This window comes from Bradyrhizobium sp. UFLA05-108, assembly GCF_059803455.1.
On record NZ_JBANAZ010000013.1, the window covers coordinates 1 to 23677 of the forward strand.

At 62.7% G+C, this 23677-nt stretch carries 19 protein-coding genes and 1 pseudogene; 11 read left to right on the plus strand and 9 right to left on the minus strand.

The window, feature by feature from the left end; translation table 11 throughout:
* Positions 1-196: 196 nt before the first annotated feature.
* Together SO140_RS12110 and SO140_RS12115 are read right to left on the minus strand one after the other, a co-directional pair.
* Positions 197-946 (minus strand): glycosyltransferase family 32 protein, encoded by a 750-nt coding sequence (locus tag SO140_RS12110; RefSeq protein WP_474803431.1) that lies wholly within the window; start codon positions 944-946, stop codon positions 197-199.
* Between the two features lie 75 nt (positions 947-1021).
* Positions 1022-1768 carry an FkbM family methyltransferase gene (locus SO140_RS12115; protein ID WP_474803434.1) on the minus strand — a complete coding sequence of 249 codons (747 nt, stop codon included), beginning with the start codon at positions 1766-1768 and terminating at the stop codon, positions 1022-1024.
* 723 nt (positions 1769-2491) lie between these two features.
* Here SO140_RS12115 and SO140_RS12120 point away from each other — a divergent pair.
* From SO140_RS12120 to clcA, 4 genes are all read left to right on the plus strand, one after another.
* On the plus strand, positions 2492-3094 hold the full coding sequence (locus tag SO140_RS12120; RefSeq protein WP_474803437.1) for a hypothetical protein: 603 nt from the start codon (positions 2492-2494) through the stop codon (positions 3092-3094).
* Between the two features lie 219 nt (positions 3095-3313).
* Positions 3314-4159 carry a metal-dependent phosphohydrolase gene (locus SO140_RS12125; protein WP_474803440.1) on the plus strand — a complete coding sequence of 282 codons (846 nt, stop codon included), beginning with the start codon at positions 3314-3316 and terminating at the stop codon, positions 4157-4159.
* A gap of 480 nt (positions 4160-4639) precedes the next feature.
* A complete protein-coding gene (locus SO140_RS12130) occupies positions 4640-6169 on the plus strand; it encodes a PAS domain-containing sensor histidine kinase (protein WP_474803443.1) in 1530 nt (509 codons plus the stop codon).
* Between the two features lie 302 nt (positions 6170-6471).
* The gene (gene clcA / locus SO140_RS12135; RefSeq protein WP_474803446.1) at positions 6472-7836 is read left to right on the plus strand and encodes a H(+)/Cl(-) exchange transporter ClcA; all 1365 of its coding nucleotides are present in this window, start codon (positions 6472-6474) and stop codon (positions 7834-7836) included.
* 57 nt (positions 7837-7893) lie between these two features.
* On the opposite strand, the gene SO140_RS12140 is transcribed toward clcA, so the two are convergent.
* Complete coding sequence (locus tag SO140_RS12140) at positions 7894-8271, minus strand: NUDIX hydrolase (protein WP_449383012.1); 378 nt, start codon at positions 8269-8271, stop codon at positions 7894-7896.
* 229 nt (positions 8272-8500) lie between these two features.
* On the opposite strand from SO140_RS12140, the gene SO140_RS12145 reads away from it, so the two are divergent.
* The 3 genes from SO140_RS12145 to SO140_RS12155 all read left to right on the plus strand — a co-directional run bounded on the left by SO140_RS12145 (position 8501) and on the right by SO140_RS12155 (position 12164).
* Positions 8501-9964 (plus strand): GH1 family beta-glucosidase, encoded by a 1464-nt coding sequence (locus tag SO140_RS12145; protein ID WP_449383013.1) that lies wholly within the window; start codon positions 8501-8503, stop codon positions 9962-9964.
* A 384-nt stretch (positions 9965-10348) separates the two neighbouring features.
* The gene (locus tag SO140_RS12150) at positions 10349-11581 is read left to right on the plus strand and encodes an acetyl-CoA C-acetyltransferase (protein ID WP_474803450.1); all 1233 of its coding nucleotides are present in this window, start codon (positions 10349-10351) and stop codon (positions 11579-11581) included.
* A 280-nt stretch (positions 11582-11861) separates the two neighbouring features.
* The gene (locus SO140_RS12155) at positions 11862-12164 is read left to right on the plus strand and encodes an HU family DNA-binding protein (protein WP_027528369.1); all 303 of its coding nucleotides are present in this window, start codon (positions 11862-11864) and stop codon (positions 12162-12164) included.
* Positions 12165-12403: 239 nt separating this feature from the next.
* Here the strand turns inward: SO140_RS12155 and lon are convergent, their stop codons facing one another.
* From lon to SO140_RS12170, 3 genes are all read right to left on the minus strand, one after another.
* Positions 12404-14785, minus strand: a complete 2382-nt coding sequence (gene lon / locus SO140_RS12160; RefSeq protein ID WP_498542606.1) for an endopeptidase La — start codon at positions 14783-14785, stop codon at positions 12404-12406.
* Between the two features lie 8 nt (positions 14786-14793).
* Positions 14794-15180, minus strand: a complete 387-nt coding sequence (locus SO140_RS12165; protein ID WP_449383016.1) for an Hsp20/alpha crystallin family protein — start codon at positions 15178-15180, stop codon at positions 14794-14796.
* 180 nt (positions 15181-15360) lie between these two features.
* Complete coding sequence (locus tag SO140_RS12170) at positions 15361-15927, minus strand: YciE/YciF ferroxidase family protein (protein WP_449383017.1); 567 nt, start codon at positions 15925-15927, stop codon at positions 15361-15363.
* Positions 15928-16151: 224 nt separating this feature from the next.
* On the opposite strand from SO140_RS12170, the gene SO140_RS12175 reads away from it, so the two are divergent.
* The 3 genes from SO140_RS12175 to SO140_RS12185 all read left to right on the plus strand — a co-directional run bounded on the left by SO140_RS12175 (position 16152) and on the right by SO140_RS12185 (position 19844).
* Entirely contained in the window at positions 16152-16778 is a 627-nt protein-coding gene (locus tag SO140_RS12175) for a MarC family protein (protein ID WP_474803459.1), read from the plus strand.
* Positions 16779-16984: 206 nt separating this feature from the next.
* On the plus strand, positions 16985-18796 hold the full coding sequence (locus SO140_RS12180) for a chloride channel protein (protein ID WP_449383019.1): 1812 nt from the start codon (positions 16985-16987) through the stop codon (positions 18794-18796).
* A gap of 166 nt (positions 18797-18962) precedes the next feature.
* Positions 18963-19844 (plus strand): dihydrolipoyllysine-residue succinyltransferase component of 2-oxoglutarate dehydrogenase complex, encoded by an 882-nt coding sequence (locus SO140_RS12185; protein WP_474803462.1) that lies wholly within the window; start codon positions 18963-18965, stop codon positions 19842-19844.
* A 61-nt stretch (positions 19845-19905) separates the two neighbouring features.
* On the opposite strand, the pseudogene SO140_RS12190 reads toward SO140_RS12185, so the two are convergent.
* A pseudogene (locus tag SO140_RS12190) lies at positions 19906-20587 on the minus strand (MFS transporter); the annotation flags it as partial.
* Positions 20588-20996: 409 nt separating this feature from the next.
* Here SO140_RS12190 and SO140_RS12195 point away from each other — a divergent pair.
* Positions 20997-21383: a hypothetical protein gene (locus SO140_RS12195; RefSeq protein ID WP_474803465.1), complete on the plus strand. Its 387-nt coding sequence runs from the start codon at positions 20997-20999 to the stop codon at positions 21381-21383.
* 43 nt (positions 21384-21426) lie between these two features.
* Here the strand turns inward: SO140_RS12195 and poxB are convergent, their stop codons facing one another.
* Positions 21427-23163: a ubiquinone-dependent pyruvate dehydrogenase gene (gene poxB, locus SO140_RS12200; protein ID WP_474803468.1), complete on the minus strand. Its 1737-nt coding sequence runs from the start codon at positions 23161-23163 to the stop codon at positions 21427-21429.
* Between the two features lie 125 nt (positions 23164-23288).
* On the minus strand, positions 23289-23507 hold the full coding sequence (locus SO140_RS12205; protein WP_449383024.1) for a hypothetical protein: 219 nt from the start codon (positions 23505-23507) through the stop codon (positions 23289-23291).
* Positions 23508-23677: the final 170 nt, after the last annotated feature.

Genomic DNA, 23677 nt, shown 5'->3' on the forward strand with positions numbered 1-23677 from the left:
CTTGGAGGCTTTCGGACGCCGGCCGCCGAATACGCCGCCCCGTCCCTCATGCGGCCGGCATCCGAAACCCTTCACAAGCTGCGACGTAGCGGGAAGGGCCGTCTTTGTGCGCAAAGCGGACCTTCTGCGGGATGCGCACGTCTGCGATGGGGCCAGAACCGGACAGGAAGTCGAAAGCGACCACGGCATCTCGAAGCTATTGCCAGCTTCCGGCAGCCCCATGCACGAAGGAGGCTTCTTCCAACGTTCCCCTGCTCATTCCTGCTTGGAAGATTTGACTTCCAGGAACGACCCGAATGTCATTGTGTTGCTTCAATGAACCATTTTGGGTGATGGTCTTTGAAATAGCATTTGGTCCGGTGACACCAAAGACCGGCGGATAAACTGATTTTCCCAGCAGCTTGGCTGCTACTTGCTTTGCAAATCGGCCCGCTTGCGCAGTCGGCGACTGCACGGCTCGAACGTTCTGGGTAATTCCATTGAGGATATCTGTCCAAACGGGATGCTTCGGCTCGCTCGCAAATAGGCAGTTGTGCACACTGTTCGTGATCGAGCGATCGTTGGGCCAGGTCCATTCCCGCTCGACAAAAATGACTCCCGCGTCAAATTCAAATCTCTTTCTGAACAGAACGTCAGTGTCGCAGTAAACTCCACCACAGTGATCCATCAAGAGGTATCGGACAGTGTCGACAACCCAAATGAATTTGGGCATCTGGGAGATCGTACTCTCATAATACTCAGGATAGTTTTTCTTGATGAATTGCACGATGTCATCGTCGTCGTGGATCAGTATTTTGTAGTCTGGATAGAGGGCTCTTATGACATCGACATTGCCCTGCGCAGTCGAAGACAGTTTCTTACTCTTGCTTGTGAGGTGGAATATTTTAGGGATCATGCCTTGCCCTGTACCAATCGTTCGCGGCTCTTCTGCACGTTTTCCGATCACATAAGCTACCTACAAGCTATCTTCGTTCCCTGGCACTGCCGATGGCCGTCCCTTTGCTGCGGCTGTTTCGTAATTTCAAGCGAACGCAATCTCGATATCGGGCGCAGATGGATTGTTTGGGGCGTCGAGAGCAGAGGGGAGACTTTCGACTTTAGCCCCGCCCACGCTGTTTTTGGACAGCGTTAGCTCAATAACGAGGGGCGTGCCCTCGCTGATCGGAGACCAATTGTTGGCGTGGACATGCAGCAGACTGAACTTCAATTCGTTCACAAAACTCACAATCCGATCAAGATGAAGATCAACCTCGTGGAACTCGATGACGACGCTGGAAATCCGAGCCCGATTGCGCACGATTGAATCGAGACACCTGTATTCACTCCCTTCAATGTCCATTTTCACGAAGACATTCGAAGCCGTAACCCGCGCAAAGACGTCGTCGAGCGTACAATGTATTCCTCCAATCGGGAGGCCAACATACTTCGCGACATGCCGTCTTTGCCCTTTGAAAAACAGCCGGAACGCTCGCAATTTCCATAGAAGCCCTAATGCCAGTTTCGGCTTAAGGTCGAAGAACGCCCTAACCGCCCTTTTCATAAAGAGCTTCGGGTTGGTGGAGGCATCGTAGGCGTCCAAAGGAACATCATTGATATTCACAAAATCGCTCTCGAATCTCCAATCGCAATTGACGCCAAACGACAAAAGGAAATCGGAGCGAGCAACATCTGAGCGAGACACCAGATATCCGCCGTCGCCCTTGCCCCCCAATCTAATGAGATCTTGGCAGGCCACGGGCTGCAACGTTGCAGGCAATCTAGCTTTCATGGAAAACCTCTGTAGCTGAAGGCACACTCATTCGCCCAGTCGCTACTGCCACCACTTCGCGGCGGAAATATTTCTCGACTGCGTGGCTCATCAGGCGCGACTCGCGCATCGCTTCATCTTCTGTCTCAATACGGAACTAGATCTTACCCCTCGCGGTGTGGATGCCAGACGAGCGCCATGAGACCACACTATACCAATCGTTCGCGGCTCTCCTGCACGTTTTCCGATCACACAAGCTGCCTACAACGATCTTCGTTCCCTAGCGCTGCCGCGAATGAGGATGGAAGGAACAGTTCGGAAACGATGCTCACAGAGGCCGGCAATGGGTCAAACTGCGACGTGCGAGAGAGGGCGCTTCTGGCGCAAAGGGAACATTGGCGACGGTAGCCAGACAAAACTGACACGGCGCACAAACTCGTGAGCGGGCCCCCCGCCACGTGGTTCGCGTCACTGAATTCGTGCCCGCATCTCGCTTGGCGCCAGAATGAATTCACCGCATCGCCGGATTTAGGTCGCATTGCGACCTAGGTCGCGGCCAAAGCTCGTGCGGGTGGGGGCGCAACACCGGGGTTTTTCATGTCCGGTCATTTGCGATTTTGCTTCGCCGCTTTTGCGCTTCTTGCTGGTCTCTCGACGTCGCCTGCGTCTTCGAACCCTTTCGCCGGCTTACTCGACGTCGCTCCCACAACAGCCCCTGCGCCCACCCCTGCGGAAGAGGAGTGCTTGCTGCGACCCGGCAAGTCGGTCGCCGAGGGGCAGCACTGGGTCTATCGGTTGGAGGGCCGCCGCAAATGCTGGTTCCAGGCTGCCGAAGGGAGCGCGACGGTGAAGAAGGCGGTCCAGCATCGCGACCCCAAACATCGTGCCACCGCTCCCGAGGAGAAAGAGATTGTGGCGCGCAAGCGGCAGGCGGCGGTGGATGCGCGTGCGGAGCTGCAGCGCTCTGCACCGCTGGATACGTCTCGCCCGAGCCCGTCCGTGCCCGCGCAGGTCGCAGATGCCGGTCCCGTCCTTGCTGCCGAGATCGCGCCCCCCGCGTCGCCGGTGCGAACTCCCAACCGCGAGGACGACCAGCTCACGCCCGACCACATCACGCCGGGTCAGGTCGACGTGGAGGCGCTTCTGGCGGCCGCGCCGGCCGCCGGGGAGGTGATTGCCGCCTCTGCGCCTTCGGCGACGCCGGTCGCCTTTCCCGCGACAGAGGTGGGCGGTGACGGGCAGGGCTGGACCTGGCTTGGCATGCTGCTGATGGCGCTGGGGCTCGTCTCCATCTTAAGCGCGAGCCGCACTTTTCGGTGGACCGTGCTTTTGCACCAGTTGAGGTGATCTTTCGATTGCCAGAGGCTGCCGCTTGTCAAAACGCGAACTGGGGGGATGTGGAGGCAAGCGGCCATGCGGCCTGAACCGCACGTCTCGGATTGGCTCCGGCGGCGAGCCGAACTGCCGAGACGACCTTTGATTTAGGTCAAGCTTTCCGAACAAGAGTCAGGGCCCTAGGTTGGCGAGACGAGCCGTTGTCGTGCGCACACACTGACGGGTGTTCAGATGATCACGATTCCAGAACTGTTGGCGCAGACTTTATCATCGTTCCTGACCTCTGATACGCGAGATAGGTTTGGTTCCTCGCATGCCCGCCTGACCGAAGTGCTTCCGTTTGCAGCCAGACTTACGTTGGAATGCATCGGCAACAGCGACGCCCTTTATCACGACATTGAACATACTATGCTTGTTACTCTTGCGGGGCACGATATCCTAATGGGACGAATGTTGTTGCTGCCGACAACAGCCGTAGACTACGCAAGTTTCATCCTGGCGTGCCTCACCCACGATATCGGCTACGTGCGCGGGATCGTTCAAGGAGATAGCGACGACTCCTATGTCGCAGATCTGACCGGCCGTACAATTCGTCTCCCAAGAGGGGCGTCGGACGCCTCGCTCGGACCCTATCATGTGGACCGCTCAAAGCTGTTCGCCTCCGAGCGCTTCGATGGTATCGACGAGGTCGATGCAAGCCGAATTGCCCGAGCCATAGAATTCACGCGCTTTCCTTACACGGATTCTTCAAACGACGAACTGATCGAAGAGGAAGGTATGCTCCTGCGCGCTGCTGATCTTATCGGTCAGCTTGGCGATCCCAACTATCTGAGAAAATCAAATGCGCTGTTCTACGAGTTTGAGGAAGTCGGGTTGAACAAGAAGCTCGGCTACGAAACGCCTGCCGATGTCGTCTACAAGTACCCGCAGTTCTATTGGAACAATGTCGCCCCGCAGATTCAGAGCGCCATACGCTATCTCAACATCACCTCGAGCGGACGGCAATGGATAGCGAATCTCTATAGCAACGTTTTCCGAGCTGAACGTGAACCCGGCTTATCCGGGCCGCAGCCGTGACTGCGCTATCATCCAGATTTTAGGAAGCTAGGTCTTTCGGGCAAGACTGTTGGTACGTTCGCGCGCATTGTCTGCGTCGCGTCCAAGCACTTCTGCATGGGTCTGCGTGGCCGAACGTCGACCTTGCCGGGAGGGCAGGTCTTGGCGCACGGCGGGCATTGGTCGACGCCCGTGGCAAAGGTAGCACGGCTCCGCCTCACACGCAGGCGTTGATGGAACCGAAGCTCGGCCCGCGTTGTTCGCCGGCCGGACCAATTCGTCCCGCGATGTGGGCGACAGAGAAGCCCTCGTATACGTAAGTATAGTCGTCACAAGGCATATTCCTGAAGGATCATTGGCCACTGCGAGGCCAGGTTCGACCCGCCGTGCGTCTTTAGCGATCGCCGGGGCTATCTGCCGCTCCGGGACGATGGACAGCCCCGCTATCCGATGCGAGAAAGAAATAAGTCGATTTGATCCATCGCTCTTCAAGAGTCGATTATGCAAGATCCGGTTCAAGTGCCGTCGGTCGCGCTCGATTCGAATGAGCGCAAGCGCTCCGAGGAGGCGCTGCGCGAGAGCGAGGAGCGCTTTCGCACATTGGTGCAATTCTCCTTCGATGTGTACTGGGAAACCGACTCGCAGCATCGCTTCATCCGCCAGGAGTTCGCCGAGACGCTTGCCGAGCCGCCGGTCGCCGAGATCGGCAGGACGCGGTGGGAGGTGCCATCCCTGGAGCCTGATGCAGAGGGCTGGCGCAAGCATCGGGAGATGCTCGATGCCCACCTCCCGTTCCGCGATTTCGAGCACGCGCGGCCGACGCCCGATGGCGGCAAGCGCTACGTGTCCGTCTCCGGGCTGCCCGTCTTTGACGAGACGGGGGGCTTTATCGGCTACCGCGGAGTGGGGCGCCACATCACGGAGCGCAAGCGCGCCGAACAGGCGCTGATCGAAAGCGAGGCCCGTTTCCGTACCTTCGTGGACCACGCGACCGACACGTTCATGCTCCACTGTGAAGACGGTCGCGTGCTCGACGTGAACCGACATGCTTGCGATAGCCTGGGCTACAGCCGGGGCGAACTGGTGGGGGTAACTGCGTCCTTCTTCGATCTGGAGATGGATGAAGCGACCTGGCGGATCAACCGCGACCGCCTCAAGGCCGGCGGCATCGCTACGCTGGAGAGTCGCTATCGCCGAAAGGACGGCACCGTGTTTCCCGTCGAAGTTCGCATGCGTGAATTTTGCGAAGGCGGTCGGCGACGGATCATTTGTCTGAGCCGCGACATCACCGAGCGCAAGCGAGCCGCCGAGACGTTCCGCGAGATGCAGGCGGAACTGACGCACGCCAATCGCGCGGCGGCGATGGGCCAGGTCACGGCTTCGGTGACACACGAATTAAGCCAGCCGATTACCGCGATGCTCTGCAACGCGGAAGCCGCATTGAACTGGCTGGGATCTCAATCCCCGAATTTCGAGAAGGCACGGCAGGCGCTCGCATCCATTGTCGCAGACGCCAAGCGGGGCGGCGAGATCATCGGTTGGATCCGTTCGCTGATCAAGAAGACGCCGGCGCCGAAAGAGACCATCGACGTCAATGGCGCGATCCTGGACGTGATCACCATAGCCCGGAGCGAGTTGTTCAAGCATGGTGTCCTGATCCAGACCGACCTTGCCCCTGGCTTGCCGCTCGTGGAGGGCTATCGCGTCCAGCTGCAACAGGTTGTTCTCAATCTAATCCTGAACGCGATCGAGGCGATGAATTGCATCGACGTGCGGGAGCTCCGGATCAGCACGGCCGCAGATGCCTCAAATCGCGTTGTCGTCTCCGTGCGGGACAACGGCCCCGGACTTGACCTGGCCATGGTCGACCGCCTGTTCGAGCCCTTCTACACCACCAAGCCGGGCGGCACCGGAATGGGCCTGTCGATCTGCCAATCGATCATCGAGGCGCACGGAGGACGACTTTGGACCGGTGCGAATGAACCACGGGGCGCCGTGTTTCAGTTCAATCTGCCTTCGCAACACGGGTGATACGCGACATTTGCCAGTGATCTCGAAACACGCTGCGAGCGTCGCCTGGATGCCGCAGCGTGCGCGGCCGCAAATCCGTAGCATCGTGGGTGTCGAGAACGCCACCTGATAGAGAGGGTGGATCGCCAGCGATGACGCGCTCGTGCCGACGCCGATCGCGGCTGCCCCCCATCCCAGCGCGTCGTGCTGCAAGCCGAGAAAGACAGTTCTTCGATCAGGTCGGAAGCATTTTTTCCGGGACATTCGCCGGTGATTTCGGCAAAGATTGTCCCTTGCGAAAGCCTCGAGATCATCGACCTGCTGTGGACCATAACCCCAATGACGACCGACAAGTCGAGGACGAACGTCGCGGCCTATTGGGGCTCGCGGCGATGGCCCTCGTCATAGGAGCGGCCACTGGATGTGTTGGGGCTATTTTCCGGCTTCTGCTCGCGCATGCCGATCGTCTGCGCGATGCGATGATCGCCTGGGCCTATGGCCAAGGGATCTGGGGATTTTTGATCGTCGTCGGCGCGTGCGCTCTCGCAACCCTGGTTGCCGCGTGGATGGTGAGGCAGTTCTCGCCACACGCTTCGGGCAGCGGCATTCCGCATGTCGAAGCCGTCCTGCACGAAGAGATTCCGCCGGCTCGGTTTGGTCTGGTGCCGGTGAAATTTGTCGGGGGGATACTGGCGATCGGCTCCGGGCTGGCACTGGGCCGCGAGGGGCCGACCGTACAGATGGGCGCTGGCATCGCGGTTTTCGCTGCGCGAGTCTGCCGGCTCTGCTGGGCGGACTCCCGCGTGCTGCTGGCGGCCGGCGCTGGCGCCGGCCTTGCAACGGCCTTTAATGCGCCGATTGCCGGGCTCGTGTTTGTGCTGGAGGAGTTGGTGCAGAGGATCGAACACCGTGTTGCCATCGCCGCACTTGCAGCGCTGGCAACGGCGATCCCGGTCGCAAGGCTGCTTCTCGGTGACGCGCCCGACTTCCAGATCGGGCCGCTGGGCTACCCCAGCCCAGAGTCCGCCCCGCTGTTCTTTACCCTGGGTGGCGTCGCGGGCCTGCTGGCCGTCGCATACAATCGCACGCTGCTCGCGACCATCGCAGTTCGGGACCAATTCGGACGGCTACCGATCGAGCTCCGCGCCGGATTGATTGGCGCAAGCGTGGGCCTATTGGCCTGGTTCGCGCCCGAGCTGGTCGGTGGCGGAGATCAGATCACGCAGCGCACGCTGATTGGCCACGAGAGCGTGGGGATCCTCGGCTTCGCATTCCTGATCCGGTTCGGGCTCAGTGCTCTCTCATACGCCGCCGGCACTCCCGGCGGACTGTTCGCACCCTTGCTCGTGCTGGGAGCTCAGTCTGGGCAGCTGTTCGGAGCGGCTTGCCGTTTTGCATTCCCAACGTTCGCCATCCAGCCGGAAGCATTTGCATTGGTGGGCATGGCCGCTTTCTTCACCGGCGTGGTGCGTGCGCCGGTGACAGGCATCGTTCTCGTCGCCGAAATGACCGGTAACGTGACAATGCTGCTGCCGATGCTGGGCGCCTGCTTCATGGCGATGTTGCTACCCATGCTGCTGGGCAATGCACCGATCTACGATTCCCTGCGTGAGCATACGCTGCGTTTGGAGCGGCAAATCAGACAGAGACGAGGGCTGAAGGCTGACCAGACGTCGACAAAGGCGTAGAGCACCCGATGCCCGCTGATTGCCCGGGTTCGAAGCCGTGATTGCGAGCCTTGGGGCTCACTTCGGAAACAGCCTGTCCCGGATGTAGCGCGACGTCGGTGTTAATCTGAGCCCTCGCGGCTTGCACCAGGCCGCCTTGTCGATCTCCTTCTTGTCTCCGATCTTCAGCCCGCCGGAAGCATTCTTCGTCAGGAAAATCGCATCGCTCATCTTCCGTCCGGATCGGCGGTTTTTCCGCTTCACTTCTCTCCAGAGCTTCAAAGGGCCGGGCTTCAGGTTCGGCAATTCTTCCCTGATCTCGCGGCGTAGGCACTTCCTGTCACTCTCGCCTGCACGCCTGCGGCCGCCCGGAAACATCCAGCGCTTATCGCGCCGTCGTCTGACCAGGAGCACGCGTCCCTTCTTTGCCACAACGAGTTTCGAGGACTTTGCCATAATCCCTGCGAATCGATTTCCCCAATGGGCAGCAGTCTAGACCAGTCGGTTCGGCCTACAATAACGGGCGCCGCGTTTGCGACCCTGCTGGCCGGAGCGCGACCAAGTTTGCCCCTGCCGCTCTCGATACACCAGCAGCGCATCACGATCGTCCCCGAACTTCACTTCTCAAATCGGCCGGGACCCTCCATTGTGCCGGTCCGAAATGAATAGAAGTGGAACAGAACCAATGCCGGACAAGTTCTCGCGTCGCCAGTTTGCGAGGATCGCGGGGCTGTCCGCAGCGGGGATTGCGGCCCCCGGACAATCCGTCGAGGCGAAGCCGGGAGCGGCGCCACGCCCGGCGGGAGGCTTTCCGCCGGGCTTCCTCTGGGGCACTGCGACCTCGTCCTACCAGGTCGAGGGTGCCGTCACCGAAGATGGGCGAGGGGCCTCGATCTGGGACACGTTTACGCGGGTGGCTGGCAAGATCGAGGACGGAACCAATGGTGACCGGGCCAACGAGCACTACCATCGCTACAAGGACGACATCGCGCTGATCAAGGAGCTCGGCTGCAAGGCCTATCGCTTCTCGGTCGCATGGCCGCGGGTGTTTCCCGACGGCGACGGCAAGCCGAACCCGAAGGGGCTCGACTTCTATAATCGCCTGATCGACGAGCTCCTCAAGAACGGCATCGAGCCGTGGCTCACTCTCTATCATTGGGATCTGCCGCAATCGCTGCAAGATCGTTTCGGCGGCTGGCGCTCGGCCGAGACCTGCAAGGCGTTCGGGGACTACGCAGCCCATGTCGCGCGATACCTGACCGATCGCGTCAAGAACGTGTTCACTCTGAACGAGAGCGGCCGGTTCGTCTATTTCGGCTATGGCATCGGCATCGACGCGCCGGGGCTGACGCTGTCGCAAGCCGAGGTGAACCAGGTCAGGCACAACACCGCGCTGGCGCATGGTCTCGCGGTGCAGGCGGTTCGCAGCTCCGGCCGCCGCGGCACGAGGGTGGGGCCGGCGGAGAACATCGATGCCTGCATTCCCGCGATCGACACGCCGGAGAACGTCCGGGCCACCGAGATCGCGCTGCGCGAGCTGAACGCGAGCTATCTCAACGTGATCATGGAGGGCAAGTACACCGACGCCTTCCTGCAATTCGCGGGGCCCAACGCGCCGAAATACACCGATGCAGAGCTGAAGATCATCTCCTCACCGATCGACTTCCTTGGTCTCAACATCTATGCGCCGCAGCATTATGTCGTGGCCTCCGACAAGGGCGCCGGCTTCTCGCTGCTGCCGATCCCAAAATCGTTTCCGCACATGAATTCGGACTGGCTGCGTGTCGGCCCCGAGACAATCTACTGGGTACCGAAGTTAGCTGCGAAGATATGGAAGACGGGCGCGATCTATATCAGCGAGAACGGCGCCTCCGGCGACGACCAGGTCACGCCCGACGGCAAGATCTTCGACACCGACCGCATCATGTATTTGCGCAACTATCTCGCCCAGCTCGAGCGCGCGACGGCGGAGGGCGTGCCGGTCCGCGGCTATTTCCTGTGGAGCCTGATGGACAATTTCGAGTGGGTCTACGGGCTCAACAAGCGCTTCGGGCTCTATCACGTGAACTTCGACACCCAGGTCCGCACGCCAAAACTCAGCGCGAGCTTCTACCGCAACGTGATCGCAAAGAACGCAGCGGGGGTGTGAGGGGTCTTTGCCCAAGGCGGTCGCGTAGGCTCGGCCGCATGGTTCGAGCCGCGCCGCGAGCGGCGCTCCTCCGCATGAGGGTCCAGGATTTCGCCGCGATACCAGACCTCATCCTGAAGAGCCCGCCAAAGGTGCACGTCTCGAAGGATGGCGGCAAAGCGACTTTCTCACCGCATTGCCCGGCCATCGCTTGTTGCCTTCGATTTGTTTCGACGAATCAAATGGTTTCGCGGAACGGCCGTGTGTCGTCCGGCAGCCACGCTTCTACTTTGCATGGGGTTGTTTTTCAGCTTTTTGCAAAGAGGCGGCGCCGACCTGCGCATTGACTCCGCTCGCCCCCTGATTCAAAACCGCCGCAACAGCCAAGAACAAGAGGATAACGCCATGGTGGACGCGCTGATCATCGATGCCTGTCGGACGCCGCGCGGGGTGGGCAAGGCCGGCAAGGGGGCGCTGTCGGGCATTCATCCACAGCAACTGGGTGCGACCGTGCTGCGCGCGCTCGCCGATCGGACCGGCATCGACACCGCGGATGTCGACGACATCGTCTGGGGCTGTAGCGCGCAGGTCGCGACGCAAAGCGGAGACCTCGGGCGGATGTCGGCGCTCGATGCCGGCTATGACGTGCGCGCCAGCGCCGTCACGCTCGACCGCTTCTGCGGCTCCGGCATCACCAGCGTCAACATGGCGGCGGCTTCCATTATGTCCGGCGCAGAGGATCTCGTGATCGCTGGCGGCTGCGAGATGATGTCGATGGAGGGACGGCGCGGCGGCGGTCCGATGATGATGGATTCCGGCAATCTGCGTCTGCGCGCAAGGCATCCGCAGTCGCATCAGGGCGTCTGCGCGGATGCGATCGCAACCATGGAAGGCATCACGCGAAGGGATGTCGATGCGCTCGGGCTGGAGAGCCAGAAGCGCGCGGCGCATGCGATGGCCAATGGGCACTTCAAGAAGGGCCTGGTGCCGGTCTACCGCGAGGACGGCAGCCTCGCGCTCGATCACGAGGAGTATCCGCGGCCGCAGACCACGATGGAGGGACTTAGCAGCCTCAAGCCTGCATTTCCCGCGATTGCCGACTATGCGCTCGACGACAAGGGGACGACCTATCGCGGCCTGATCCTGCAACAATATCCAGATCTCAAAATCGACTTCGTGCACCATGCCGGCAACTCGTCCGGTGTCGTCGATGGCGCCGCCGCGATCCTGCTGGCCTCGCCGACCTATGCCAAGACGCATGGGCTGAAGCCTCGTGCCCGCGTGGTCGCGATGGCGAATATGGGGGACTCGCCGACCCTGATGCTGAACGCGCCGGTGCCGGCGACCCGCAAGGTGTTGGCCAAGGCCGGGCTTGGCATCGACGACATCGATCTGTTCGAGATCAACGAGGCATTTGCAGTGGTTGCGGAAAAATACATCCGCGATCTCAAGCTCGACCGCGCCAAGGTCAACGTCAATGGCGGCTCGATCGCGCTCGGCCATCCCATCGGCGCCACCGGCTCGATCCTGATCGGCACCATCCTCGACGAGCTCGAGCGGCGGGACCTGAAGCGCGGCCTGGTCACCATGTGCGCCGCCGGCGGAATGGCGCCCGCGGTGATCATCGAGCGGGTTTAGCCTTCTTTTATAGGGTGAATCGCGCTCCTTCTTGCACAAAGAGGGCGGTCGTCGCTTGTCGAGAGCATGGAATCAGCTTTAGCAAGGGCGTCGCGGGCCTTTGAAATAAGGTAAAAAGCGCTGTTTTGGCTGCCACCTGCTCTGGAAGTGGCTAAAAAGCAGGGTTTTTTGTCACAGCGGGACAAAAAAGCCCGTATTTTCGCGACAAAACTGTGCAGAAGGCTATAGGCCTTCAACGGTTGGTCTAATATGCAACCGGCAACGAATCAGAGGAGACACGATGCCAACCCAACTGTCCAAATCGCAACTGATCGAAAAGATCGCGACTGCCACCGAGCTTTCCAAGCGCGACGTCAAGAACGTCATGGAGACCTTGACGGATGTCGGCCACAAGGAGCTCAAGAAGAACGGCCTCTTCCTGGTGCCGGGCTTCGCCAAGTTCGTGGTCATCAAGAAGCCCGCGACCAAGGCGCGCAAGGGCACCAACCCGTTCACGGGTGAAGAGATGATGTTCAAGGCCAAGCCGGCCCGGAAGATCGTCCGCGCACGGCCCGTGAAGGCCGCCAAGGACGCCGTGGCCTAACGGCTAAAAGCAAAGGCCCCCTCCACAAGAGGGGGCCTTTTGTTTTTTAGGTGCCGCAGGGGCGAGGCGGAGGGGTCAGCCCCTGCGGTATCTGGCTTTGACCCGAACGGGCTGAAGCCGACCGCGCGACGCAGGGATCTGCTCCCGGAGCCGGCCGATCGTACGATCGAGCCATTGCCGCAACCGCTGCACCGTCCGTCTGGTCTTTGTTCTTTTCAACGCCATCGTCATCACCGTTCTCACTCCGCTGCCTCGACCTGTGCTTTGGCTGGGTCAAGCGCTTCGGCGACTGCCTCGTCGACCCGCTCGAGCCAGATGAATTCCAGGCTCTCGCGCGCGCTCTTCGGGATGTCATCGAAATCCCGCTTGTTGCGCGCCGGTAGCATCACCCGCTTCAGGCCTGCCGCTGCGGCCGCCACGACCTTCTCCTTGATGCCGCCGACGGGGAGCACCAAGCCGCGCAAGGAAATCTCGCCGGTCATGGCGGTGTCGTTGCGCACGGTGCGGTTGGTCAGCAGCGAAGTCAGCGCCGTGAACATCGCAACGCCTGCGCTCGGGCCGTCCTTCGGGGTGGCGCCCGCCGGGACGTGAACATGGATGTCGCTCTTCTCGAACAGCGCCGGATCAATGCCGAGCTGGGTCGCGCGGCTCTTCACCAGCGTCAGCGCAGCCTGCACGCTCTCGCGCATGACGTCGCCGAGCTGGCCGGTCAGGATCAGGCTGCCCCTGCCGGGCACGCGCGTCGCCTCGATGAACAGGATGTCGCCGCCGACCGGCGTCCAGGCAAGCCCCGTGGCAACGCCGGGCACACTGGTGCGCAGCGCAATCTCGCCCTCGAAGCGTGGCTGGCCGAGCACGTTCGTGATGTCCTTCGGCGTGACCACGACCTTGGTCGCGGTGCCCTCGGCAATCTGCACCGCCGCATGCCGAAACACCTTTCCGATCTCGCGCTCCAGCCAGCGCACACCGGCCTCGCGCGTGTAGCCCTTGACGATCAGCTTCAACGCCTCCGGCTCGATCTCGGCCTGTTCTGTCGTCAGGCCATTGGCCTCGAGCTGACGCCGCACCAGATAGCGCGTGGCGATCTCGAGCTTCTCGTCCTCGGTGTAGCCGGCAAGACTGATCAGCTCCATGCGGTCGAGTAGCGGTCCCGGGATCGAGTCCAGCATGTTGGCAGTGGCGATGAAGACCACGCGCGAGAGGTCGAAGGGCACGCCGAGATAGTTGTCCCGGAACGTGCCGTTCTGCTCGGGATCGAGCACCTCCAGCATTGCGGCCGACGGATCGCCCTGCACGCCGCGGCCCATTTTGTCGATCTCGTCCAGCATCATCACGCAGTTCCGGCTACCTGCCTTCTTGATGCCTTGGATGATGTTGCCGGGCAGCGCGCCGATATAGGTGCGCCGGTGGCCGCGGATCTCGGCCTCGTCGTGCACGCCGCCGAGACTGACGCGCACGAACGGGCGATCCATGGCGCGCGCGATGGACTGGCCGAGCGAGGTCTTGCCGACGCCGGGCGGGCCGACGAAGCACAGGATCGGCGCCTTGCCCTGTGGCGCGAGCTTGCGTACCGCGAGATACTCGATGATGCGGCTCTTGATCTTCTCCAGGCCATAGTGGTCTGCGTCGAGGATGCGGCGCGCCTCCGCGATGTCGATCGGCTTTTCCTCGGGCAGCGCCCAGGGCAGTTCGATCAGCCAGTCCAGATAAGTGCGGACCATGCCGGCTTCACCGGCCGCTTCCGGCATGCGCTCATAGCGGCGCAGCTCCTTCTTCGCATGCGCTTCTGCCTCCGGCGGCATTTTTGCTTTCGCGATGGCCTCGGTCAGCTCGGCGACCTCGGCCGCCTTGCCGTCGCCTTCGCCGAGCTGGCGTTGGATGGTCGCCATCTGCTGGCGCAGAATCGCCTCGCGCTGGCGCTCGTCGAAGGCCGCCTTGGTCTGCTGGCCGATTTCGTTGGAGATGCGCAAGACCTCCAGCCGCTCTGCGAGCCGCTTCGACACCTTGTCCATGCGGACCGAGAGATCGATCGTCTCAAGGACCTCCTGCTTGTCCTGTGGTTTGATGTCCATATAGGCGGTGGCGAGATCGGCCAGCGCGCCAGGCGCTGTCGTGCCCTGGAACATCGCCACAAGCTCTGGCGGCACCTGCGGTAGAAGCTGGATCGCCTCGATCGCCTGGCGCTGCAGGTTGAGAAAGCGCGCCTCGATCTCCGGCGAGGTCGTGCTCGGCTCCGGAATCTGCTGCACGCGCGCGGCCGGGAACGGCGTTCCCGGCAGGAAGTCGAGGATACGCGCGCGCTGCACGCCCTGGCAGACGATATGATGGGTCTCGTCAGGCGCGGTGATGTAGCGCACGATGTTGGCGATGGTTACGATCCGGTAGAGATCGTCCGGCGCGGGGTCGTCGATGTCGCCGTTGCGCTGGAGCACGATGCCGATCGGCCGCTGCTCGCGCAGCGCCTGCTGCGCGGCGGCAATCGACTTCGGCCGCGCGATCGCGATCGGCGCGATCACGCCGGGAAACAGCACCATGTTGCGGACGGGGATGACGATCAGCGCGTCGTCCGGAATCTTGGCGGCTTCGGTGGTCACAGTGGTTTCGGTCTGTTCGTTGGCCATGGTCGACCTCAGGCGGATTTGGCGAGGCGCAGCGCGACACAGCCGTCCATCACGAAGCGGCTGATGGCATAGCGTCCGACTGGCAGGGCAATGCGGCGCTCGAAACGCCCCTGTGGCAGCTCGAGCCGATGGATGCGGGCATTGCGCAGCTCCGGTGGCAGCGTGCGCCGGCCGGAGATGACGAGCACGCCGTCATGGATCACCGTTTCGACATTGTCGGGATCGACGCCGGGAAGGGCGACCAGGATCAGGAGCTCCCGATCGGTCTCCAGCACGTCGATCGGCGGCTCCCAGCAGGACTCCTGGCGACCGAACTGTTGGCGCAATCGCTCGCCGCGATTGAACTGCTCCAGGGCTTCGGAAAGCATCCAGTCGAGGGGGTTTTTAGGTTGCATGGCGCGGGCTCTGGAATTGGAAAGCCTGCATATGGTGCTGGTTCCGGGGAAATCCAGCACCAGCCTGCCAGGTTGACTGGGCGGCCAAGCGGCCTGTGCTGCCCGTTCAAATGCTCCGGCGCCGTTGCATCGCACACGGCGCCGTCTGTTGCCAATTTGCCTGGCCGCCGCGGGCAGCCTCTAGGCCGCCGCCCGGTACTGCTCTTCGGCTTCGAGGTTGATCACGGAGGTCGCAAGCTCGGTCAGCGTATGGTCGGTCGCTTCCTCTTCGTCCAGCGTCTGCTGGAGCAGGCGTGCCGCGTCCTGCATGCCGAGTTCCTCGGCCCAGGTGCGTAGCGTACCGTAGCGGGAGATCTCGTAGTGCTCGACGGCTTGCGCTGCCGCGAGCAGCCCCGCATCGAGAGCCGGCGCGCCCTTGAACTCCTTCATGATCTCCGCGCCTTCGTCCGCGATACCGTTGATGGCTTCGCAAGGTTTGCCGCGCGCGGGCTTGCCCAGCATCTTGAACACCTGGTCGAGGCGCTTCACCTGGCCTTGCGTCTCCTTGAGGTGTTTGTTGAAGGCGGCGGCGAGATCCTTTGAATGCGCTGCCTTCGCCATCTTCGGCAATGTCTTGATGATCTTGTTCTCGGCGAAATAGATATCCTTCAGCGTTTCGAGAAACAGGTCGTTCAGCGTCTTTGGCGTCGGGCGTGCGCGCCGCGCCTTCGATGTCCTCGTTGCTCGTTTCTTTGCTCGTTTGACCATGGATCCTCCTCTTGAGGTCGACGGGAAGGCGTCTGCTTCCTCAATCCTCAGGCGATCAAGACATGAGGCTGGCCCAAAGTTCCAATCGGCGCGACGAGGCGGCGATCCGCCAGGAGCATGCCGATCGCGCTGTTGCTCATGATCGACTCCTCTGGTTTTCAAGCTGGCGTTGGTGGGCTAAGTCGGTTCCGACAGTCATCGTTCTACGGGAGACGCTGCCGCGCATGCTCGATCTTGCCCTGTCGGCGTTTGTCACCCTGCTGCTGGTGGTCGATCCCGTCGGCCTCGTGCCGGCCTTCCTGGCCGCGACCGCCGGCATGCCGGAAGCGGTCAAGCGCACCGTCGCCTGGCGTGCGCCGCTGATCGCGGCTTCGATCCTGGTCGTGATCGCGCTGATCGGAAACTGGCTGTTGCGCCAACTCGGGATCGGCATCCCGGCGTTCCAGATCGCCGGCGGGCTGCTGCTGTTCGGCGTGTCCTACCGCATGATCTTCGGCGACCGGCCGCAGCGTGAGGCGCGCGAGGCCGACAAGGCGCTGTCCGAGCATGCCTCCGACGTTGCGGTGTTTCCGCTGGCGATCCCCATGATGGCCGGCCCCGGCGCGATCGCGACCACGCTGCTGCTCTCGGGCGACGCCGGCAACGCCGCCCGGCTCGGCATCAACATCGCGGTCATCCTCTTGGTCTGCCTGCTCTGCATGATCTCTTTTGCCGCTTCGACCCTGATCGCGCGCACGTTGGGGCGGACCGGCAACGCCGTACTCTCGCGCCTGCTCGGCATCCTGCTTGCGGCCTATTCGGTGCAGTTCGTCCTGAACGGCATCGCCACGGTCCGCGCCAGCCTGCCGTGAGATCAATGTGTTGATTTTGTTGCAATTTTCTTGCAGCTCCCGAGCCGGACATGCCATCGTCGGCTTTCTCTTGCGCAGCCTCATGGCTTTGACGTAACTCGGATCGATAAGAGCGCGGAACGCGCGCATCGCCAGGACGCCGATCCCGATGACAACACAGCGCATGGCCGGCGACGGCATGGCCGCAGAATAGAAGAGCCTCGCCGGTGTTCGCGCGGATCAGGCACATCGTCGATCGCAAGAGATCGCACAAGGGATCGAACAAGGCATCGAACCGGATGCTGGTCCGCATCCGCGCCCTCCTGCGCAGCAATGAATTCTACCTGATCCCGCTCGCGCTTCTGATCGGCATCGCCACCGGCGGCGTCGTGACGCTGATGGCCGAGATCGCGCAGATCGCCCACGTCCTGATCTTCGGCATTCCCGTCGACGTGCGGCTGTCCGCCAACGCCTATGTCAACCCGTGGGCGGCGCTGAGCGCGCCCGCCCTTGGTGGCTTGGCGCTCGGGATGATGGAATGGTCGCGGCGGCGGCTGAAGATCTCCAGTGCCGTCGACCCGATCGAGGCCAACGCGCTGCGCGGCGGCAATCTGTCCCTGCGCGACAGCGTGGTGGTCTCGAGCCAGACGCTGATCTCCAACGGCTGCGGCGCCTCCGTCGGCCTCGAGGCCGGCTATACCCAGATCGGCTCCGGCATCGCCTCGCTGCTCGGTCAGTTCTTCAACCTTCGACGCAACGATCTCCGCCTGATCGTCGGCTGCGGCGCCGCGGCTGCGATCGCCGCCGCCTTCGGCGCACCGATCACCGGCGCGTTCTATGCCTGCGAGTTGATCGTCGGCGTCTATGCGGTCGGCAGCGCCGCTCCGATCCTGGCAGCCTCGCTCGCCGGCGCGTTGACCGCGCAGTGGCTCGGCGGCGCGCCGTACTCGATCGAGATACCGAAGGTGAGCACGGTCGGCATTGAGCAATATCTGGCGCTGATCGGGCTCGCGCTCGTCACCGGCGGCGTGGGCATAGCCGTGATGCGCTCGTCCTCGACGTTCGAGCGCCTGTTCGCTTGGCTACCGGTCTGGCTGCGCCCGGTAATCGGCGGCCTCATCGTCGGCTCCTTCGCGGTCGCCACCCCGCAGGTGCTGGCGGCCGGCCACGGCGCGATGGTGCTCGATCTGTTTCACGACATGACGATCGGCCTGATCGCGCTGATCATCGCCCTGAAGCTGACAGCCTGTCTGATCTCGCTCGCATCGGGCTTCCGCGGCGGCCTATTCTTCGCCTCGCTGTTCGTCGGCAGCCTGATCGGAAAATTCTTCGCCGCCGTGCTCTTGCTGATCAGCCCCAGTTTCGCGATCGATCCGCTGGTTGCGATGCTCACTGGCATGGCGACGCTCGGGGTCGCCATCGTCGGCGGTCCCCTGACGATGTCGTTCCTGGTGCTGGAGATGACGCGCAATGTCGACGTCACTGCCGTGGTGCTCGCGGGCTGTATCGTGACCTCGATCTGCGTACGCTTCATGTTCGGCCATTCGTTCTCGACCTGGCGCCTGCATTTGCGCGGCGAGACCATCCGCAGTGCCAATGACGTCGGCTGGCTGCGAAACCTCACGGTCGAGCGGATGATGCGCAGCGATGTCGGCAAGGTGCCGTCCTCGACGACGATTGCCGCCACACGGCGCGAATTCGCACTGGGCTCGCGGCCGGGCATCGTCGTCGTCAACAACGCCGACGAATATGTCGGCCTCGTCATGTTGCCCGACCTGTTCTCCAGCGACCTCGACACCATCGCCGACGACATCCAGGTAATCGAGCTCGCCCGCTACACCGACATCGTGCTGATCCCGGAAATGAACATAAAAAGCGCGATGGCGGTGTTCGACGAGGCCGAGGCGGAGATGCTCGCGGTGGTCGAATCCGCCGATAGCCGCAAGGTGATCGGCTTCCTCACAGAGACCTTCGCCCGCCGCCGCTATGTCGAGGAGATCGACAAGGCCACGCGCGGCGTGCTGGGCGCGTTGTCGTAGCGCGTAGCGGTATTGGAGGAGGGGTGCCCGCGGCGTTCGTCTCGACCCGGCCCCACACTTTCCATGATGGGGTCTTGCTTTAGACAAACCGCGTCGGCGATGATCAGCCAAGCGGAAATGCGAAGAACGTCCTTCGGGGCGACATTGGGCTGGGGTAGGAGCGCCAATGAATTCCGTGTCAAACCCGACACAAGCCGAGCCACATTTTGCGCTGTCCGCGCGAATGGACCAAGAGCTCACGCATACGTACGAGAAGATCAGAAGCGTGGATGAAGAGATCGCGCGGGCCAGCGAGCAGCTTTCCAGGCTGGAGCGCGAGGAGCGCGATGACATGCGCAGCCGCCCGTCGCGCCGCCGGCCAGTGCTTCGCGGCCTGGTCGGCCTCGTGCTGGCCGCGGGTATTGGCACCGCGGCCCTGGTCTCGCAATCACCCCACGGTGATCAACTCAGGCAGGTGGTCGCCGGCTGGGCACCGCTGCATGCTGCACTGTCATCACCCTCGCAAGCAGAGCCCGTGCTTGCCGCGCAGCCCGGCCCGCCGGCTGTTCAGCTGGCCCAGGCATCGCCCGCATCGCCGCAACCGGAGCCTCCCGCTCAGGCCGTCCCGGAGGCGGTCGCGCCGACCGTGACCGCGCTTCCTCCGCAGGTGACGGAATTGCTCGAGAAGATGGCGAGCGATCTCGCCAACGTGCAGCAGGGTATCGAGCAGCTCAAGGCAAGCCAGGCCCAATTGAAAGCGAACCAGGAGCAAATGTCGGCCGACAGCCTCAGGGTTGCCGACGAGTTGAAAGCGAGCCAGGAGCAAATGGCGCGTCTTGTCGCCAAAACGCCCGATACCAGGACGCCGGTCAATGCGCCTGACCAGGCGGCGGGAAAGACTGTTCACCAGGCGTCCGATTCGAACACGCGCCCGAAGACGGCCGCTGCTGCCGTGCCTCCGCCGCACCCGGCTCCGGCTTCGTCACGCAAGCCGGCCCAGGCCGCTACCACCCCGCCTGCGGCTGCCCGGCGGCCGTCTCCAGTGCAACTGGAGTCCGCACAACAATAGTCGTCGGGACGGCTGTTTATCTCGGCCCTCGTACGCCGTCCTTGGGGATCGAGGGCCGATCTCACTCCAGTCGGTCGACCTGGCGAAGGATTGGGAACAGCTTCATCCACAACAGCGCCACTGCGATGGTGCCGATGCCGCCGAGCAATGCAGCCGGCATCGCGACCGAGCAGGGCAGCGACCATGCCGCTCTCGAATTCGCCGAGCTGGTTCGAGGCGTTGATGAAGAGGAAGTTGACGGCGCCGACGCGGCCGCGCATTGCATCGGGTGTCGCGAGCTGTACCAGCGCGACGCGGACGATGACGCTGATCGTGTCGGCCGCGCCCATGGCCATCAGCGCAGCGATCGACAGCCACACGGTTTGCGACAGCGCGAAGACGGTGGTGGCTAGCCCGAACGCAATCACCGCCTGGAACATCCGCAGGCCCGCGCGACGCGCGATCGGATAGCGCGCGATCACCGCCGTCATCAGAAGCGCGCCGGCGGCGGGCGCTGCCCGCATCACGCCGAGCGCCCACGGGCCGGCATGCAGAATGTCCTTGGCATAGATCGGAAGCAGCGCGGTCGCGCCGCCGAGCAGCACGGCGAACAGATCGAGCGAGATCGTGCGAGGATCGCGGGATTGCTGCGCACGAACGAGCATTCCGGCCAGCAGCGAGCATAGCGCCATGATGCCGGAGGGCGCGCCCGGCGCGAGTGCGTAGGCGAGCCCTCCGAGCGCAGGACCCGTGATCGTGGCGAGGCTCTTCAGTGTTGAAATGATCGACACCACGGCCGTCATGAGGATGGAAAGCACCAATGGCATGACGACAGGCGCATAGCGCGCCGGCAGTTTGCGAACCGCAATCATCTGATCTCTTTGGGAAAAGGACGCGTCAGTCACGTTGAACCCTGAAAAATGCATCGATCCCGACCACGTCGGTTGATGCGTTGGTTCACGTGTAACGCTTGCGGCGCCGAAGAACAGCGCGCCGGTTTGATAACGGCTCCGCTGAAATCGATCAAGCCGGGTTTTGCCAGGCAGCTTTACAATCGTTCAAATTGGCGCGGCGGATTGCCGCGATCAGGCAACCACATCGCTGGGTTGTGGGTTATGTATCGTTTGCATATCTGCAAATTTGGTTCTTTGAGCGCGAACAGAGGATGCTCAGATGACGGATAAAGCCATGATGTCCTTGAAGAGCAGGAGCGTCCTGCTGGCCACGCTCGCTGGCCTCGTCCTTGTCGCGGCGCCGGCGGTGCCCTCGGCTGCCGAGTCACGCACGTCACTTTCGAAGGCTGCCACAGTGGCCCCGGCTTCCGCCGCTGCGACCGACTTCAGCGCCGCACGGCGCCGCTATTACCGTCGCGGACCGAGCGCCGCCGGCCTCGCCTTCATGGGCGCGGCGACCGGCATGATCGCGGGTGCGATCGCCGAGCAGCGCCGGCGGGACTACTATGAGAACAACTATTACTATGGCCCGGGTCCGTATTACGGCTCCGGCTATTACGGCGGCGGTCCTTATTATGGTGGTCCGCGCTACTATCAGCCGTACTGATCACAAGGGCCTGCCGCCAGAGCTCGCGTGGACAAGCGCGTCTCTAGCGGGGTAACAGGTTCGTCTTGGCGAGATCGAGGACTTCGTCGCCGCGGCCATTCATGACGGCACGCAGGACCCAGAGACTGAAGCCCCTGATCTGCTCCGGGGTGATGGTCGGCGGCATAGAGAGCTCCTGCTTGGCGGTGACCACATCCAGGAGTGCCGGTCCGTTATGCGTCAGGATCTCCTGCATCGCGCCCGGGAGCTCGCCCGGGTCCTCGACGCGACGACCCATGATGCCCATGGCGCGCGCCATCGCCGCAAAGTCGGGATTCTCCAGATCGACGTTGGTGTCGACGAAGCCTGCAGCCTTCATCTCGAGCGCGACGAAACCGAGGACGCCATTGTTGAAGACGACGACCTTCACAGGCAGCTTCATCTGGGTGAGCGTGATGAGGTCGCCCATCAGCATGGTGAAGCCGCCGTCGCCCGATAGCGAAATGACCTGACGTCCCGGCTGTGCCGCCTGCGCGCCGATCGCCTGCGGCATGGCGTTGGCCATGGAGCCGTGCACGAATGATCCGATCAGCCGGCGGCGTCCGTTCATCTGCACATAGCGGGCCGCCCAGACGGTCGGCGTGCCAACATCCGCGGTGAACACCGCATCGTCCGCCGCATGATCGCTGATGACCTTCGCGAGATATTGCGGATGGATCGGCTTCCGGCCCGGGGTGCCCTCCGCGAGCGCGTCGAGGCCCTCGCGCGCCTTCTTGTAATGCGCAATCGCATTGTCGAGGTGCCGCCGCTCGGTCTTGACCTTCAACAGCGGCAGCAGCGCCTCGATGGTCAGCCTGACGTCGCCGACCACGCCGAGGTCGAGCTTGCAGCGTCGGCCGAGATTTTCCGGCCTGATGTCGATTTGCGCGATTTGGCAGTCAGTCGGGAAGAACTGCTTGTAGGGGAAATCAGTGCCCAGCATCAGCAGCACGTCGCAGGCATGCATCGCTGCATAACCGGACGAGAAGCCGATGAAGCCGGTCATGCCGACGTCATAGGGATTGTCGTATTCGACATGCTCCTTGCCGCCGAGCGCGTGCACGATGGGGCTCTTCAAGGTCTCGGCCATCCGCATCAGCGGTGCGTGCGCGCCGGCGCATCCCCGGCCGCAGAACAGCGTGACGCGCTCCGTTCCGTTCAAGAGAGACGCCAGCGCCTCCAGTTCGTTGGTCTCGGGCACGATCTTTGGTGTGGACAGCGCCAGGCCCCGCGCGGTCGCCAGAGCACGCTGAGGTGGCGCGCGAAACGCGACGTCGCCAGGTATGGCCACGACCGCAACTCCGCGCAGTCCGACCGCCGCGCGGATGGCGTTTTCCAGCACGTAAGGCAGTTGGCTTGGATCCGAGATCAGCTCGCAATAGTGGCTGCACTCCTGGAATAGATTTTGCGGATGAGTCTCCTGAAAATAGCCGCCGCCGATCTCGGCCGAGGGAATCTGCGCTGCGATTGCGAGCACCGGAACGCGGCTGCGATGGGCATCGAACAGACCATTGACGAGGTGCAGATTGCCCGGTCCGCAGGAGCCGGCGCATACTGCAAGGCTGCCCGTCATCTCGGCCTCGCCTGCGGCGGCAAACGCTGCGACTTCCTCGTGCCGCACATGCACCCACTCAATGGTGCCACGGCGGCGCAGCGCTTCCGTGAGGCCGTTGAGACTGTCACCGACGATGCCATAGATCCGCTTGACACCCGCCTGCTCGAGCGTTGCCACGAAGAGGTCGGCCACGTTGTTGATCGCCATCACGTTCTCCCGGTATCGCTGGTGTTGTCGCGTTTATCCTTCGAGGCTCCCCATACGGCGCGTTGCGCCCCCGGCTCGCTCCTCGGGATGACGGATCTGGCAGTATGGTCGTGCGAGCCTAGCAATCACCGCCCTGCGGGCGCCGAGAGCGCGCCGGTCGAGTAGCGCCACCAGTCGACTTCGCGTGGCTCGGTCGGCCAGACGGCAGCGCTGGAGTCGCGGAAGGACTGGGTAGCGGGGACGGGGGCCTTGCGGGGGTGGTGGCGCTGACTTGCTGAGGCCGTCTGGATCGTCAGGGACGCGAGCAGCGTCGTGGCGAGCACGGTCAGTGTTGTTGTTCGCATCATTGGTCTCCCTAGTCGGACGCCGCCCGAGAGAAATGTCTCGTGCCGGTGTCGCCGCTTTTCGGAGATGGCGATGCGTCTCGCCGAATATCACGGTTTCGGCCATCACGAAGCGGCGAGCCAAAATTTTAGTCGCGGCTAAATATTCGGCAATGGCGCGGATGGTCCTG